A 15,385-nucleotide genomic window follows, 5' to 3' on the forward strand; every position below is an offset into this window, starting at 1 on the left:
GGTGGTTCTCCAGTTGATCAAGGGCGGGCAGGAGTCAACGCGGCACCGTAAACGGTGGCTTGTCTCCCGGGCTTTTGTCCCGCCGTGTAACCTCAACTGGAGGTCGCCAACTCTCGGACCAGCCACTCGCGTCAGCGAGCCGGAACCCTAGTCAGCCATTGCAAATTGTGGTGCCGCGAACCTGTGATGACTCCTGCACGGGTTTGTTAAAGCGAGAGCCGTGCCAAGTCGGCCGAAGCGCTCTGGGCCGAGGGATTGCCTTTGGCCGACTGAAGGGAAGGGCGGTTCGCTGCTTTGTGATGGTGCGTCCGTGCACTGAGATGCAGCGTGGCCGGCCGCTGATCCGAAGGTCTGCGAGCCCCGGCACTCGCCGCCGCGTTGCCAGTCAAAACAGGTGTCAGCCGGCCTGTATCGGCTGCGGGTCTTTCAGGAGGCCATCATGTTTCGTCGACTGCTGCTGAGTGTTGTGCTCGGTGTCGGGCTGTCCGGCTGCTATTACTACGCCGGCTCCTACGACGTGTATTCCACGCCTTACTACTACCCCGGCTATGCGCCGTATCCCTACTATTACGGCCCGCGCTACTACTATGGCCCACGCTTTTATGGCGGCTATCGCTACTACTATTGGGGCGGGCATGCGCCCCGTCATTACGGCGGTGGATATCGCGGTGGCCACCACTAATCAGTACGTGAATAGATGAAAAACCTTTCATCGGCGAGATGTTTCAACTTATTGCAAGACCGCACCAGATTTCGAAATCGATGTCTGATCCTTCGACAGTCACCGAATAATTGACTGTCGCTCGCCAGCGTCGCTGGTGTGGCTCACTCGCGGTCCAGGAGGCCGCCATGCTCCTTCAAAAAATGCTCCGTCGAATTCTTCTGATAGCTGTAGTGGGATTGTCTCTCGGTGCGTGCGTGCCCTATGCCGATGGAGGAGGCAGTTACTACAGTTCCGAGGTGTACACGTCCCCCGCGCCTTATTACTCCGGTGGCGGGCCTTACTACTCGAATGGCGGTTACTACACGTCCCCGCGCCGGTATTACGCACCTCCGGCACGCTACTACCAGCCAACACCGCGGTATTATCACCAGCCGCGGGTTTATCAACCGGCGCCGCGTTATTACCAGCCATCGCCACGAGGCGACTACCGGGCTCATCAGAGTCGGGGTTGGGACGGCAATGGCCGGGGCGGTTGGGATGGTCGTAACCGTGGCAACTGGAACAACGACAATCGCGGCGGCCATGGTGGACGCGATGGCCGGGGTGGACGGGACGGCCATGATGGGCGTGGCGGTCACCGGTAGCCTCCTACGAAACCTCAACAAAAAAGCGGCGCATCAAGCGCCGCTTTTTTTATGCGGGTCGAGTGGCTCGCCCGCGATAGAACTCTTGATACGGCTATTGCGGGCAAGACCCGGATTCTAGTACTCGGAAAGATCCGCCAACGGATGCCGCCCCTCCCAAACCTTATGAAAATGCGCCTCCACCACCGCATCCGGCACATTATTGATGTCCGGCCAATGCCAGTGCGGTTTCTGATCCTTGTCGATCAACCGCGCCCGCACGCCTTCACTGAACTCCGGATGACGGCAGCAGTTGAGGCTCAAGGTGTATTCCATCTGGAAAACCTGAGCCAGCGACATATGCCGGGCGCGGATGATCTGCTCCCACACCAGGTGAGCGGTCAGCGGCGAACCTTCACTCATCGTCCGCGCAGCACGGCTCAGTAGCAGGTCAGTGCTATCACGCTGTTGGCTGATGGCCTTCCACGCGCATTGCACGTCACTGACGTCCAGCAGTTCATCGATCTGCTGACGACGCGGCAGCCACTGGGCTTCGGGCATCTGCGCGAGTGCTTCCTGCTGCAGGGCCTTGAGCAGACTGTTGAGCTGCATGGCCGTCTGTTCCTGCCAGTTCAATTGCAGCAGGCCTTCGATCAGCGCTTCCTGTTGTTCATCGAGCAGGAAACGGTCGGCGAGGTCCAGATCGATCGCATCACGACCGTTCATGTGCGCACCGGTCAGGCCAAGGAACAAACCGAGTTTCCCAGGCAACCGCGACAGAAACCAACTGGCGCCAACATCCGGATACAGGCCAATGCTGATTTCCGGCATCGCCAACCGACTGCTCGGCGTGACGATGCGGGTGCTCGCGCCCTGTAGCAGGCCCATGCCACCCCCCAGCACATAACCGTGGCCCCAGCAGATCAACGGCTTCGGGTAGGTGTGCAGGTTGAAGTCCAGTCGGTATTCCGCCGCGAAGAAGTGCGCGGCCAGCGGCGGTACTTCACCGGGATGCGCGCGACAGGCTTCCACCAGGCTGCGCACTTCGCCGCCGGCGCAAAAGGCCTTGGCACCTTTGCCGCGTAGTAACACGCAGACGATTTGCGGCTCCTTGGCCCAGACGTCCAATTGATCGCGCAGGGCGTTGATCATCGGTAAGGACAGGGCGTTCAGGGACTTTTCGGCATCCAGGCTGGCGACGCCGATGCGGGCGCCGTCGGTGCCGGTGAGTTCTTCGAAGTGCAGATTCATCGTGACCTCGATCGGGAATTTGAGCGTTCAGTATGATCGCAATGCAGGAAAGTGCCGGTTCCGTGTCTGATCAATTGACAAGCGTGCCGGGCTTTCCTAGGGTTCGCCCCATTGTTTTTACCGGATGTAACCATGACTGCTGACGACCGTATCAAACTCGAACCGGGCTGGAAGGAGGCACTGCGTGCTGAGTTCGACCAGCCCTACATGGCAGAGTTGCGCAATTTCCTGCAACAGGAACGTGCCGCGGGCAAGGAAATCTATCCTCCTGGACCGATGATTTTCAATGCGCTCAATTCGACGCCGCTGGACAAGGTCAAGGTCGTCATCCTCGGCCAGGACCCGTATCACGGCCCGGGCCAGGCCCATGGCTTGTGCTTCTCGGTGCAACCGGGCGTGCCGGCACCGCCGTCGCTGGTGAACATCTATAAAGAGCTGAAGCGTGACCTGAACATCGACATTCCCAATCACGGTTACCTGCAGAGCTGGGCTGACCAGGGCGTGTTGATGCTCAATACCACCATGACCGTCGAGCGTGCCAACGCCAATGCGCACAAAGACAAGGGCTGGCAGTTTTTCACGGATCGGATCATTGAAGTGGTCAGCCAGCAGCAACCGCACCTGGTGTTCATGCTGTGGGGCGCTCATGCCCAGAGCAAGCAGAAACTGATCGATGCGACCAAGCATCTGGTGCTGACGTCGGTGCACCCGTCACCGCTGTCCGCTTATCGCGGGTTTCTCGGGTGCGGGCACTTCAGCCGGACCAACAAGTTTCTTGAGCAGAATGGCGAGACGCCGATTGAGTGGCGGTTGCCGCCGGTTTAGGCACGACAGAGGGCTTTTGTGGCGAGGGAGCTTGCTCCCGCTCGGCTGCGCAGCAGTCGTAAAATCCTGCAGATTTAGTTTTACTGGGAGAATGCAGAGGGCCGCTTCGCGACCCAACGGGAGCAAGCTCCCTCGCCACAGGGATCGAGTCAGGGCTGCTCCGGCACCCGATTCCAATACTTGAACAACGGCTCGGCCAGAAACAATACAAACAACAACCGCATCACCTGCATCGCTGTCACCAGCGGCACCGACAATTGCAGGGTTTCCGCCGTCAGGCTCATCTCTGCAATCCCGCCGGGCATCATGCCCAGGGTCAGTGAACGCAAATCCAGATGTGTCAGCGCACTCAACCCAAGCGCTGCCGCCGTGGCGATCAACATCGTCAGCACTGTTCCGATCAAGGTCCGCCCCATAAACGAAGGCGCCCGCCGGAAAAACTGCCGGTTGAAGTGACAGCCCAGGCCGCTGCCAATCAGCCATTGGCCTATCTGGCTGCCGCCATGGGGCAAGCCGATATGCAAATCCCAACCAATGCTCACCGCCGCGCTCACGAGCAGCGGTCCGAACAGCCACGGATTGGGTTGACGAAGACGTTCCCAAAGCCAGGCCGCCAACGCGCCTGCCGGGAATAGAAGGGCCAGCCACCACCCGTTGACGGCCGTCGGATGAACGATGGGCGCGCCGTCGCCCAGCAAATACTTGAACGCCGCCGGCACACACAACACCACTACCAGCACCCGCAAACTTTGCCCGGCCGCTACGCGACTGAGCACGGCGCCATTGCGCGCGCCGAGGTTGACCATCTCCCCGGAACCGCCGGGCATGCTGGAAAAGAACGCGGTGGCGCGATCCTCACCGGTGCGCCGCATCAACCAGACCCCGACGATGGCCGAGAGGCTGGTGACCAACGCACCGAAGAAGATCAGACCAAAGTGGCTCAGCACCTGCTCCATCACCACCGGGGTGAAGTGCAGGCCGATGCCGATACCGACAACCCATTGGCCGCACTTGCGGCCACCGGGGATTTCCGCCAATTGCCACGGTGTCAGACAGCGCACCAGGATGATCGCCAGCAACGAGCCGACCATCCATGGCAGCGGCCAGCCGACAAGGCTGGCCAGGTAACCGCCCAGCGCGCCGACCAGCGGCGTACCCCACCAGGCTTTGAAAGGTGTTCGATCAGACATCGGCAATGGCGCGTTGAGCAGCCGAACGTTTACGCCAGATCCGCAGCAGTGGCATCAACAGCATGATCGCCGTCAGGACCCAGCAACCGAACGTGATCGGGCTCGACCAGAGGATTTCCAGCGCACCGTTGGAAATCGACAGGGCGCGACGCAGGTTCTGCTCCATCAAGCCTCCGAGGATGAAGCCCAGCAGGACAGGCGACAACGGGAAGTCCAGCTTGCGCAGGATGTAACCGAAGATGCCGATGCCGATCATCAGGAACAGGTCGAACGTGGTGGCGTGCACCGCGTAGACGCCGATCCCGGTGATGATGGCGATCACCGGCACCAGTGCCCAGTTCGGCACGGCGAGGATGCGGGTGAAGATGCGGATCATCGGGATGTTGAGGATCACCAGCATGATGTTGGCGACGAACAGGGAGGCGATCAGGCCCCAGACGATGTCGGGTTGCTGCTGGAACAGCAGCGGACCCGGGGTGATGTTGTACAGCGACAGCGCGCCGATCATCACCGCGGTGGTGCCCGAGCCTGGAACGCCGAGTGTCAGCATGGGAACCAGTGCACCGCACGCGGCACCGCCGATAGCGGTTTCCGGTGCCGCGAGGCCGCGCATGTCGCCTTGGCCGAATGTGCCTTTGGTACCTGCAATGCGCTTCTCGGTCATGTAGGCCACGGCGCTGGCAAGGGTCGCGCCGGCACCCGGCAACACGCCCATGATGAAGCCCAGCAGACCGCAACGAATGTTCACCACGAACACCGCTGAGGCTTCCTTGAAGTTGAACATCATGCGGCCGGTGGCTTTTACTGCCTCCTGACCGTGGTGGGTTTTTTCCAGCAGCAGGAGAATTTCACTGATGGAGAACAGGCCCAGCACCAGCACGACGAACTGAATGCCGTCGGTCAAGTGAATGTTATCCCCGGTAAAGCGGTACACACCGCTGTTGGCATCGATGCCGACGGTCGACAGAAAGAGACCGATCAGCGCTGCGATGAAGGTCTTCAATGGGCGATCACCGGCCATGCCTCCCAGGCAGACAATCGCGAACACCATCAGGACGAAATATTCCGCCGGCCCGAAGGCAATCGCCCATTTCGCCAGCAGCGGGGCGAACAGCACCATGCCGCAGGTTGCAATGAACGCACCGATGAACGAACTCCACGCCGATAGCGACAGCGCCACACCGGCCAAGCCTTTACGGGCCATCGGGTAACCGTCGAGGGTGGTCATGACGGTGGAGGCTTCGCCCGGAATGTTCAGCAGGATCGAGCTGATCCGGCCGCCGTACTCGCAACCCAGATACACCGCGGCCAGCAGAATCAACGCCGACTCCGGTGGCAGCCCGAGGGCGAATGCGATCGGGATCAGCAACGCCACGCCGTTGATCGGGCCCAGGCCCGGCAACAAGCCGACAACGGTTCCGATCAAGGTGCCGCACAGGGCAGTCACCAGGTTGTACGGGCTCAGCGCGACGCCGAAACCCTGACCCAAATAGCCAAGAGTATCCATATCAGTTCTCCAGAACGTCGAGCACGCCCAGCGGCAGCGGTACGTCCATCAACTTGTCGAACAGCAGGTAAAGACCGATCGCCATCAGGCTGATGATGATCGCGCTGGGCAGCCAGCGGCCGCCGTACAGGCGCGCCATGGGGACGCCGATCAAGATGCTCGCGACAATGAAACCGAGCGGTTCGAACGTGCCCGCGAATACCAGCAACAGCACCACGCAGATGCCGATTTTGGTCAGGGTTTCGCGGTCCATCGGCGGTTCGTCGGGGTTGTGCTTGATCGGTGCGGGACGGAACACCATGTACAACAGAGCCGCGCCCATCAGCCCGAGCATCAGCAGCGGAAACGCACGAGGACCCACCGGTTCATAAGAAAAGGCCGCTTGGTACGGCCATGCCATCAGTGCCAGACCCACACAGGCCAGCAACAGCACCGACGCAAAAATGCGTTGTAAGAGCATAGGAAACTCCTGTGCCGCGGCCCCACGGAACGGGGGCCGCAGCCGCTAGACAGAGGCGATCACTGAATCAGGCCGAACTCTTTGGCCAGCACTTTGTAGTCCGCGACCTGCTTCTTCACGTAGGTGTCCAGTTCCGGGCCGGTCATGGCGAACGGGAACAGTTCACGCTGATCGCGCAGCTTGGCGAACTCGGGGGACGCCAGCAGTTTGTCGAAGGAGTCTTTCCACCAGGCGTAGTCTTCATCGCTGACTTTTGGCCCGAGGTAGAAGCCGCGAACCACTGGCCAGACGATGTCGTAGCCTTGCTCCTTGGCGGTCGGGATGTCTTTCATTTCCGGCTCGTCCAGGCGTTTCTCGGAGAACACCGCCAGCAGGCGCATGTCACCGCTCTGGATGTGCGGCATGGAGTCGGAGATGTCGGTGCTGCCGACCTGAATGTGGCCGCCGAGCAGGGCGGTGGCGATTTCACCGCCGCCTTCGAGGGCGACGTAACGCAGATCGCGCGGGTTGATTCCGGCGGCCTTGGCGATCAGCGCGGTTTGCATCCAGTCCTGGCTGCCGACGGTGCCGCCGGAACCGATCACCACTTTGCTCGGATCCTTCTTCAGGGCCTGAACGAGATCATCCAGAGTCTTGTAGGGCGAATCGCTTTTCACCGCGATGGCGCCATAGCTGGTGCCGACGGCGGCCAGCCAGCGCACGTTGGTTTCATCGAAACGACCGAACTTGCCCTGGGCCAGGTTCAGCAACGAACCGCTGGACCACGCCACGAGCGTGCCGGCATCGGCCGGACGCTGAGCGACCACCGCGTTGTACGCCACCGCGCCGACACCGCCGGGCATGTAGGTCACGCGCATCGGTTTGGTCAGCAGCTTTTCGTTGACCAGCGCGCTCTGCGCCAGTTTGCAGGTCAGGTCGAAACCGCCGCCAGGCGAGGCCGGGGCGATGCATTCCGGGCGTTTCGGCTCGGCCATCAGTTGGCCGGCAACCAGCATGCAGCTGGCGGCGAGGACGAAACGGCGCAGTGATCGGTTCATTGTTTTCTCCACGGGAGTTGTTGTTTTTGGGGATGTTTCAGATGCAGCGGTTTCGCGTCGCGCAGCCGGAAACGGCGCTGACGAGCGTAAACGATGGGAAGCGAGAAAAGGGGCGCGGCGGGAAAACCTGGAGCTGTGTGGACAGCATGGCGACGTACCTCGTTATTGTTCTTATTGGCGAAAACGCATCAAGGCGTTTTTCGGGAGCTACATTTCAAAGCAAGGTTGGTGGCTTACAGTCGAAACCATCCGTGGGCCGACTGTAACGGTCGAACCTTTCACTAACCTTTCAGTGGGCTTTCACGGTTTTCGGGCTTCACAGCGGCGGATGCGGCTGTAAACTCCGCGCCAAAGAATGGCGTCGAACATCCCTGAATGAGGTAAAGATCCATGCGTGTTCTGCTCGTCGAAGACCATCTGCAACTCGCCGACAGTGTCGCCCAGGCGCTCAAGAGCACCGGGCTGACCGTGGATGTGCTGCATGACGGAGTGGCTGCCGACCTGGCCTTGAGTAGCGAGGAATACGCGATGGCGATCCTCGACGTCGGCCTGCCGCGCATGGATGGTTTCGAAGTGCTGGCTCGCCTGCGGGCCCGGGGCAAGAACCTGCCGGTGCTGATGTTGACCGCGCGCAGCGACGTCAAGGACCGGGTCCATGGCTTGAACCTTGGCGCTGACGACTACCTGGCCAAGCCTTTCGAACTCACCGAACTCGAAGCCCGGGTCAAAGCCTTGCTGCGCCGCAGCGTGCTCGGCGGCGAGCGCCAGCAGACCTGCGGCGTACTGGCTTACGATCTGGACACCCGGCGCTTCACCCTTGGCGAAGAATTGCTGACCCTGACCTCTCGCGAACAGGCGGTGCTCGAAGCGCTGATAGCGCGTCCTGGTCGGGTGATGAGCAAGGAGCAACTGGCTGCCCAGGTGTTCGGGCTCGACGAAGAAGCCAGCCCCGACGCCATCGAAATCTACGTCCACCGCTTGCGCAAGAAACTCGACGGCCAACCGGTCGCTATCGTGACCTTCCGCGGGCTCGGCTATTTGCTGGAAAGCCGCGATGCATAAGCCCAGCAGCCTGCGCTGGCGGTTGTTGTGGAATCTGGCGCTGTTGCTGGTGGTGTTGATGCTGGCCAGTGGTTTGAGCGCGTACTGGAACGGGCGCGAGGCTGCCGACACCGCGTACGACCGGACCTTGCTGGCTTCGGCACGCACCATCGCCGCCGGGGTGTCCCAGCGCGATGGCAGCCTGAGCGCCGATGTGCCTTACGTCGCCCTCGATACCTTCGCTTACGACAGCGCCGGGAGGATTTTCTATCTGGTCAATGACATCAATCAGAAGTTGATCTCCGGTTACGAAAACCTGCCGCCACCCCCGCCGGGAACGCCGCGCACCGATGACTATCCTGCGCTCGCACGTTTCTACAACGCAACGTATCAGGGGCAGAACGTGCGGGTGGTGAGCCTGCTCAAACCCGTGAGCGAGCCGAACATGAACGGCATGGCGGAAATCCGCGTGGCGGAAACCGATGAAGCGCGCGTCAGCATGGCCCGCAGCCTGGCAGCAGACACGTTGCTGCGATTGGGCATGCTGGCGGTCGGCGCATTGCTGATGGTGTGGTTTGCGGTCAGTGCGGCGTTGCGTCCATTGGAGCGTTTGCGCACGGCGGTGGAAGAGCGGCAGTCCGACGATCTGCGGCCGCTGCCGTTGGTGGAAGTGCAGCACGAATTGTGGCCGCTGGTGCGTGCGCTCAATCACTTTACCGAACGTCTGCGTGGGCAGTTCGAGCGACAGGCGCAATTCATCGCCGATGCCGCCCACGAACTGCGCACGCCACTGGCGGCGCTCAAGGCCCGGCTTGAGCTGGGCCTGCGCTCGACCGAACCCGAGACCTGGCGCAACACATTGGAAACGGCGGCCCAAAGCACGGACCGCTTGACCCATCTGGCCAATCAGTTGCTCTCGTTGGCGCGAGTCGAGAACGGTGCGCGGGCGATCGCCGAGGGCGGCGCGCAGTTGCTGGACTTGAGTCAGCTGGCCCGCGAGCTCGGCATGGCCATGGCGCCGCTGGCCCATGCCCGCGGTGTGGCGCTGGCGTTGGAGGCGGACGAGCCGGTATGGCTGCGTGGTGAGCCGACGCTGCTGAACGAGCTATTGAGCAATCTGGTGGATAACGCGTTGGCCCATACGCCTTCCGGCGGCAATGTGATCTTGCGGGTCTCGGCGCCGGCGGTGCTGGAGGTCGAGGATGATGGACCGGGGATTCCGCTGGAAGAACGCGACCGGGTGTTCGAACGCTTCTATCGACGTAACCAGCAAGTCGCCGGCTCGGGGTTGGGGCTGGCGATTGTCGGCGAGATTTGCCGCGCACACCTGGCGCAGATCAGCCTGCACGACGGTGAACAGGCGGGGTTGAAGGTGCGGGTGAGTTTTATCGCGGGGTAAGCTCCTCTCGCCACAACAATCAATAAAACATCGACCGCGATTCTTCCAGATCCCTGCACATCGCCTCGTTCTCCGGATCGATCCCCAGCCTCTTGAAGGCCGGCACGCTGAGCGGGTCGATACGGGCAATGGGATGGTCGGTGTCCTTGTGGCAATACAAACTGGCCACCTGCACCAGATCCACATAGTCGACGCGTTCGGACTCACGCTTGAAGTCCAGATACAACCCCGGCACCTGTACCAGCATTTCCGGAAACTCCCAGACCCGCAGTAGCTTGTCGCCCAGCAACGGGTGAATCTGGTCGATGACATGGTTGAGGCTGACCGGGTCCGACAGCAGTTCGTAGTGGTCTTCGGCGTAGGTCAGGATCGGCAGTACGCCAATCTGATGCACCAGCCCGCCGAGAGCCGCCTGATCAGGTTTGAGTTGCGTGTAGCTGCGGCACAGCGCGTAACTGATGCCGGCGATCTCCAGGCTTTTGCGCCAGACATCGCGCATCTTCTTTTCCACCACGTCGGAACGCGCGTGGAAAATCTGCTCCATGACCAGGCCAATGGCCAGGTTGCTGCTGTAGTTGACGCCCAGGCGCGTAATGGCCGTGTGCAAGTCAGTGACTTCCTGGGTTGCGCGCAGGAGTGGACTGTTGACCACTTTGATCAGGCGCGCCGACAACGCGGTGTCACGACCGATCACTTTGCTCAGGGTGCTGACACTGATTTCCGGGTCTTCAGCGGCCTTGCGAATCTGCAGGGCCACTTCCGGCAATGTTGGCAGAACCAGGTCATCGTTATCGATGGCCTCAACCAAATCCTGTTGGACCTTATCCGCCAGCTCACTCATTTCTTTTCTCTAGGTGTTGCGACAAGTGCTGCCGTTAACGCTGGATTTCACGATCGCGATCCAGTTCGTAAGGCAGGTCGAGCAAATGCAGGGCAGGCCCTTCGAGTGTGCCCAGGTGAACATCACCGCTTTCTGCTGCTTCGGCTTGCAGCACGGCCAGGAGTTCAATGTCTTGTCCGGTGTGTGCGGCGAGCACCACTTCGCCGATGGAACTGCCGTGGGTCGGGGAGAACAGTTGCGTACCGGGCTCAGGCAAATCACTGGCGTCCAGCTTCAGGCGATACAAGCGACGCTTGAGTTTGCCCAGGTACTGCATCCGCGCGACGATTTCCTGGCCGGTATAGCAACCCTTTTTGAAGCTCACGCCACCGATGGCTTGCAGATTGAGCATCTGCGGAATGAACAGTTCGCGGGTGCTCGGCATGACCTGGCCGATCCCTGCGCGGATCTGGCCCAGCAGCCATTCGTTGAGAGCGCCTTCGGTCAACAGGGCGGATAACCGGCTTTTGATGGCATCGGCCTGATCGGCGGTAACCCAGAGTTCTGCACGGTCTGGCGAAACGCGGACGGCGATCAGCCCGTCATTACGCGCGACGCTGTCGGTGTCTGCCGGCAGTTCCAGACCCAGATTGGTCAATGCAGCATCGCCATGGTCGATGCCGAAGCGGACCCACGCGGCGCTTTCATCCGTCAATTTGGATTTGGAGAACACCGCGTACTTTTTCAGGTCCGCCAATTGCGGCTCCAGCAGCTCGCTGGCCATGGCCATGAGCACGCCGTCGCCCTGCAGCAGGATGCGGAAACTCGATTGCATCCGGCCTTTCTGGGTGCAGCGGGCGCCGAGGCTGGCCTGGGTGTCGCTCAGGTAGTTGAGATTGCAGGTCAGTTGGCCTTGCAGAAATTTACCGGCATCCGCGCCGCGGACCGCGAGAACGCCTTCGTGAGACAGGGTGCAGAAAAAAGCAGAATCGGCCATGGGACATCGCAGGGTAAAAGAGTCTGGGGGACATCATAAGGGGGCGCCCATGAAATGGGTAGTTCACAAAAGCTCGGCAGTGCCCGACCAAAGCCGACTGTTCGATGGTGTCCGGGGCTGTATACTTGCCGCCTATTTGAGGAGCGCTCCATGGTCGAAGATGTTGAACTGAATCGCCTCTACTGGCACAGCCGCCGCGGCATGCTTGAACTTGACGTGTTGCTGGTGCCATTCGTGAAAGAGGTCTACCCGCACCTCAATGATGTCGACCGCGATTGCTACCGCAAGCTGCTCGAATGCGAAGATCAGGACATGTTCGGCTGGTTCATGGAACGCGCCGAATCGGAAGACCCGGAGCTTCAGCGCATGGTTCGCATGATCCTGGATCGTGTCCAGCCCAAGTAATGGGTTCGAATGCCGCTGGCATGCTTCACGGCAGTTGCTGGCGGCGTATCTGTTGGCCCAGTTCTTCGCACTGGGTTCGCTGTTTTTGCTTTCCATACCGGTCTGGGCCAGTTTGCTCGGCGCTTTTTGCTGCCTGGCGCATGGCATTTGGGCATTGCCAAGACAGATTTTGCTGACACATCCGCAGGCGTTCAGCGGCTTGCGTCGCGATGCCGATGGCTGGCAGCTGTGGAATGAGGCGGCCGGTTGGCAGGTGATTCAACTGCGGCGGGACAGCCTGGCGTTGCCGTTGGTCGTGGTGTTGCGTTTTCGTTTGCGGGGGGAGCGGCGGATCCGGTCGATTTGCGTGCCACGGGATTCGCAGGCGGCGGATCTGCACCGACGCCTGCGGGTCCGGCTTACGTTCAGTCGGCGTAGGTGGGTGGCACCAGAATAGTGTCCAGCGCAACCGGCAGCATGTTCGGGTAGTCGAGGGTGTAATGCAGGCCGCGACTTTCCTTGCGCTCCATGGCTGACAGAATCATTAACTCGGCGACCTGGGCCAGGTTACGCAATTCGATCAAATCCCGGCTGACCTTGTAGTTGCTGTAGAACTCGTCGATTTCATCCAGCAACAACTGCACGCGGTGCTGCGCCCGTTGCAGGCGCTTGTTGGTGCGCACGATGCCAACGTAGTCCCACATGAATCGCCGCAGTTCATCCCAGTTGTGCGCAATGATCACGTCTTCATCCGAGTCGGTGACCTGGCTCGCGTCCCAGACGGGCAGGGCGGCGGGAATCGAAACCTGAGGCAACTGTTCAAGAATGTCTGCAGCCGCCGAGCGCGCGTAAACGAAGCATTCCAGCAGCGAGTTGCTGGCCATGCGGTTGGCGCCGTGCAGGCCGGTGAAACTGGTTTCGCCAATCGCATACAGCCCCGGCACGTCGGTGCGACCTTGCTGATCGACCATCACGCCGCCGCAGGTGTAGTGCGCTGCAGGAACTACCGGAATCGGTTGCTTGGTGATGTCGATGGAAAACTCGAGGCAACGCTCGTACACCGTCGGGAAGTGTGTCTTGATGAAGGCTTCGGGTTTATGACTGATGTCCAGATAGACGCAGTCGATACCGAGCCGTTTCATCTCATGGTCGATCGCCCGGGCGACGATGTCCCGTGGCGCAAGCTCGGCGCGCGGGTCGAAACGCTGCATGAAACGTTCGCCGTTGGGCAGTTTCAGGTGGGCGCCTTCACCACGCAACGCCTCGGTGATGAGGAAGCTTTTGGCCTGTGGGTGATACAGGCAGGTTGGGTGGAACTGGTTGAACTCCAGGTTCGCCACCCGGCAGCCCGAACGCCAGGCCATGGCGATGCCATCGCCGCAGGCACCGTCGGGGTTGCTGGTATAGAGGTAGACCTTGGCGGCACCGCCGGACGCGAGGATCACGAAGCGTGCGCCGTAGGTGTCGACTTCGCCTGTGCCGCGATTGAGCACGTAGGCGCCGAGGCAGCGGTCGCCGTCCAGGCCCAGGCGTTTCTCGGTGATCAGGTCGATCGCGACGCGCTGTTCCAGCAGTTCGATGTTGGGACGTTGTCTGGCTTTGTCGAGCAGGGTTCTGAAAATCGCTGCGCCCGTGGCGTCGGCGGCGTGAATGATGCGCCGATGGCTGTGACCGCCTTCGCGGGTCAGATGGAACTCGAACCCCCCGTCCTCGGTGCCGGACTGCTCATCGCGGGTAAAGGGTACGCCCTGATCGATCAGCCATTGAATGGCTTCTTTGCTGTGCTCGACGGTAAAGCGCACAGCATCTTCGTGGCACAGGCCGCCGCCGGCGTTGAGGGTGTCATCGACGTGGGACTCAACGGTATCGGTGTCGTCCAGAACGGCAGCGACACCGCCCTGAGCCCAGAATGTCGAGCCATTGGCGAGGTCGCCCTTGCTCAGTACGGCGATACGCAAATGATCGGGCAAGGTCAGCGCAAGACTCAAACCGGCTGCACCGCTGCCAATGACCAGAACATCGTGTTGAAACTGTTGGCTCATTTCAGGATTCCGCTCAAAGCGACCCGGGTCGGGGTTGGCGCCAGACTACTGGAACGAGGAGTCAAGGCGGCCACACAGCCCACTAGTATATAGAGGGGGGGAGCGGCACAATAGCCGGGCTGACATGGCATTGTGAAACTACAGTGACAGAAAAGACCTGACGTTTCGTCGGATGGTTTTTCGACCCGTTCGGCGACAAGAAGACTGTATCGTGGATTTAACAGTCTTTTTCCGTTCAGGGTTGCACAATGTCGGTATGGCACAGCTATAAATATTTGGAACTTTTGCCAAAGGCCCAAGATCAATAGACCGTTGCCTGAATCAAGGGACAGTGTCGGCTTCAGCGTGGGATTGCGGATTGATCCTTGCTGTCGAATCCGATGACAAGATTATTCGCGCAGCCGGGTTAGCTCGAGCTGCGCTTTTCGTGCGTGCCAATCAGAGCCCGCAGGAAACTTGCTTGGAGGGGGAGAACTTTTGCGAAAAGCCCGAGTCTATGTTTGCAAGTCTGGTCGTTTAGTTATGCAAGCTTCCTCCGAGCTTATCGAGGAGAGTTCATGCTAACCCAGGAAGAGGATCAGCAGCTCGTCGAGCGCGTTCAGCGCGGCGACAAGCGAGCTTTCGATCTGCTAGTGCTGAAATACCAGCACAAAATTCTCGGGTTGATCGTGCGTTTCGTGCACGACACCCATGAAGCCCAGGATGTGGCACAGGAAGCCTTTATCAAGGCATACCGTGCACTTGGAAATTTTCGCGGAGACAGCGCGTTTTATACGTGGCTTTACCGCATCGCCATCAACACGGCGAAAAACTATCTGGTTTCACGCGGCCGCCGGCCGCCGGATAGTGATGTCAGTTCCGAGGATGCAGAGTTCTACGATGGCGATCATGGCCTCAAGGATCTCGAGTCGCCAGAACGTGCATTGCTGCGGGATGAGATCGAAGGCACCGTCCATCGAACCATTCAGCAACTGCCAGAAGATTTGCGTACGGCTTTAACTTTACGTGAATTCGATGGTCTGAGTTACGAGGACATTGCGAGCGTCATGCAATGTCCGGTGGGTACCGTGCGCTCCCGGATTTTCCGCGCTCGGGAGGCCATCGATAAAGCCCTGCAGCCGTTGTTGCAGGAAAACTGAGACAGC

Annotated in this window: 16 protein-coding genes and 1 riboswitch; of the genes, 8 read left to right on the plus strand and 8 right to left on the minus strand. The window is 60.4% G+C overall.

The window, feature by feature from the left end; all coding sequences use genetic code 11:
- Positions 1-61: 61 nt before the first annotated feature.
- A riboswitch (guanidine-I (ykkC/yxkD leader) is annotated at positions 62-162 on the minus strand.
- Positions 163-439: 277 nt separating this feature from the next.
- Entirely contained in the window at positions 440-682 is a 243-nt protein-coding gene (locus tag ACM6I5_RS25680; RefSeq protein ID WP_017336953.1) for a hypothetical protein, read from the plus strand.
- A gap of 167 nt (positions 683-849) precedes the next feature.
- Positions 850-1,308, plus strand: coding sequence for a hypothetical protein (locus ACM6I5_RS25685; RefSeq protein WP_017336954.1), 459 nt, complete (start codon positions 850-852; stop codon positions 1,306-1,308).
- 117 nt (positions 1,309-1,425) lie between these two features.
- On the opposite strand, the gene ACM6I5_RS25690 is transcribed toward ACM6I5_RS25685, so the two are convergent.
- Positions 1,426-2,538 (minus strand): enoyl-CoA hydratase/isomerase family protein, encoded by a 1,113-nt coding sequence (locus ACM6I5_RS25690; RefSeq protein ID WP_414879589.1) that lies wholly within the window; start codon positions 2,536-2,538, stop codon positions 1,426-1,428.
- Between the two features lie 132 nt (positions 2,539-2,670).
- Between ACM6I5_RS25690 and ung the strand changes: the two genes are divergently transcribed.
- On the plus strand, positions 2,671-3,363 hold the full coding sequence (ung, locus tag ACM6I5_RS25695; protein ID WP_010462292.1) for a uracil-DNA glycosylase: 693 nt from the start codon (positions 2,671-2,673) through the stop codon (positions 3,361-3,363).
- A 149-nt stretch (positions 3,364-3,512) separates the two neighbouring features.
- Here the strand turns inward: ung and ACM6I5_RS25700 are convergent, their stop codons facing one another.
- Genes ACM6I5_RS25700 through ACM6I5_RS25715 form a run of 4 tightly spaced genes read right to left on the minus strand, consistent with a single transcriptional unit; the run spans position 3,513 to position 7,557 of the window.
- Positions 3,513-4,553 carry an AbrB family transcriptional regulator gene (locus ACM6I5_RS25700; RefSeq protein WP_017336956.1) on the minus strand — a complete coding sequence of 347 codons (1,041 nt, stop codon included), beginning with the start codon at positions 4,551-4,553 and terminating at the stop codon, positions 3,513-3,515.
- Positions 4,546-6,060: a tripartite tricarboxylate transporter permease gene (locus ACM6I5_RS25705; protein WP_150653772.1), complete on the minus strand. Its 1,515-nt coding sequence runs from the start codon at positions 6,058-6,060 to the stop codon at positions 4,546-4,548. Before ACM6I5_RS25705 ends, ACM6I5_RS25700 begins: the two co-directional genes overlap by 8 nt.
- A gap of 1 nt (position 6,061) precedes the next feature.
- The gene (locus tag ACM6I5_RS25710; RefSeq protein WP_414879591.1) at positions 6,062-6,520 is read right to left on the minus strand and encodes a tripartite tricarboxylate transporter TctB family protein; all 459 of its coding nucleotides are present in this window, start codon (positions 6,518-6,520) and stop codon (positions 6,062-6,064) included.
- Positions 6,521-6,579: 59 nt separating this feature from the next.
- Positions 6,580-7,557: a Bug family tripartite tricarboxylate transporter substrate binding protein gene (locus tag ACM6I5_RS25715; protein ID WP_414879592.1), complete on the minus strand. Its 978-nt coding sequence runs from the start codon at positions 7,555-7,557 to the stop codon at positions 6,580-6,582.
- Positions 7,558-7,947: 390 nt separating this feature from the next.
- On the opposite strand from ACM6I5_RS25715, the gene ACM6I5_RS25720 reads away from it, so the two are divergent.
- Together ACM6I5_RS25720 and ACM6I5_RS25725 are read left to right on the plus strand one after the other, a co-directional pair.
- The gene (locus ACM6I5_RS25720) at positions 7,948-8,619 is read left to right on the plus strand and encodes a response regulator (RefSeq protein ID WP_084322654.1); all 672 of its coding nucleotides are present in this window, start codon (positions 7,948-7,950) and stop codon (positions 8,617-8,619) included.
- Positions 8,612-9,997 (plus strand): sensor histidine kinase, encoded by a 1,386-nt coding sequence (locus ACM6I5_RS25725; RefSeq protein WP_414879593.1) that lies wholly within the window; start codon positions 8,612-8,614, stop codon positions 9,995-9,997. Before ACM6I5_RS25720 ends, ACM6I5_RS25725 begins: the two co-directional genes overlap by 8 nt.
- 19 nt (positions 9,998-10,016) lie before the next feature.
- Here ACM6I5_RS25725 and ACM6I5_RS25730 read toward each other — a convergent pair whose 3' ends face one another.
- Both ACM6I5_RS25730 and ACM6I5_RS25735 read right to left on the minus strand, forming a co-directional pair.
- On the minus strand, positions 10,017-10,838 hold the full coding sequence (locus tag ACM6I5_RS25730; RefSeq protein WP_414879594.1) for an HDOD domain-containing protein: 822 nt from the start codon (positions 10,836-10,838) through the stop codon (positions 10,017-10,019).
- Between the two features lie 34 nt (positions 10,839-10,872).
- Entirely contained in the window at positions 10,873-11,814 is a 942-nt protein-coding gene (locus ACM6I5_RS25735; RefSeq protein ID WP_414879595.1) for a YgfZ/GcvT domain-containing protein, read from the minus strand.
- Between the two features lie 150 nt (positions 11,815-11,964).
- On the opposite strand from ACM6I5_RS25735, the gene ACM6I5_RS25740 reads away from it, so the two are divergent.
- Positions 11,965-12,219, plus strand: a complete 255-nt coding sequence (locus tag ACM6I5_RS25740; RefSeq protein WP_007944081.1) for a succinate dehydrogenase assembly factor 2 — start codon at positions 11,965-11,967, stop codon at positions 12,217-12,219.
- Complete coding sequence (locus ACM6I5_RS25745; RefSeq protein ID WP_414884936.1) at positions 12,203-12,655, plus strand: protein YgfX; 453 nt, start codon at positions 12,203-12,205, stop codon at positions 12,653-12,655. The genes ACM6I5_RS25740 and ACM6I5_RS25745 overlap by 17 nt, the downstream gene beginning before the upstream one ends.
- On the opposite strand, the gene nadB is transcribed toward ACM6I5_RS25745, so the two are convergent.
- Positions 12,624-14,240, minus strand: coding sequence for an L-aspartate oxidase (gene nadB / locus ACM6I5_RS25750; protein ID WP_414879597.1), 1,617 nt, complete (start codon positions 14,238-14,240; stop codon positions 12,624-12,626). The genes ACM6I5_RS25745 and nadB overlap by 32 nt on opposite strands.
- Before the next feature lie 557 nt (positions 14,241-14,797).
- Here nadB and rpoE point away from each other — a divergent pair.
- Complete coding sequence (rpoE, locus tag ACM6I5_RS25755; RefSeq protein WP_003172477.1) at positions 14,798-15,379, plus strand: RNA polymerase sigma factor RpoE; 582 nt, start codon at positions 14,798-14,800, stop codon at positions 15,377-15,379.
- Positions 15,380-15,385 lie beyond the last annotated feature (6 nt).

The organism is Pseudomonas sp. IT-P171 (genome assembly GCF_949767765.1).
In the GTDB taxonomy this organism is placed as follows: domain Bacteria; phylum Pseudomonadota; class Gammaproteobacteria; order Pseudomonadales; family Pseudomonadaceae; genus Aquipseudomonas; species Aquipseudomonas fluorescens_B.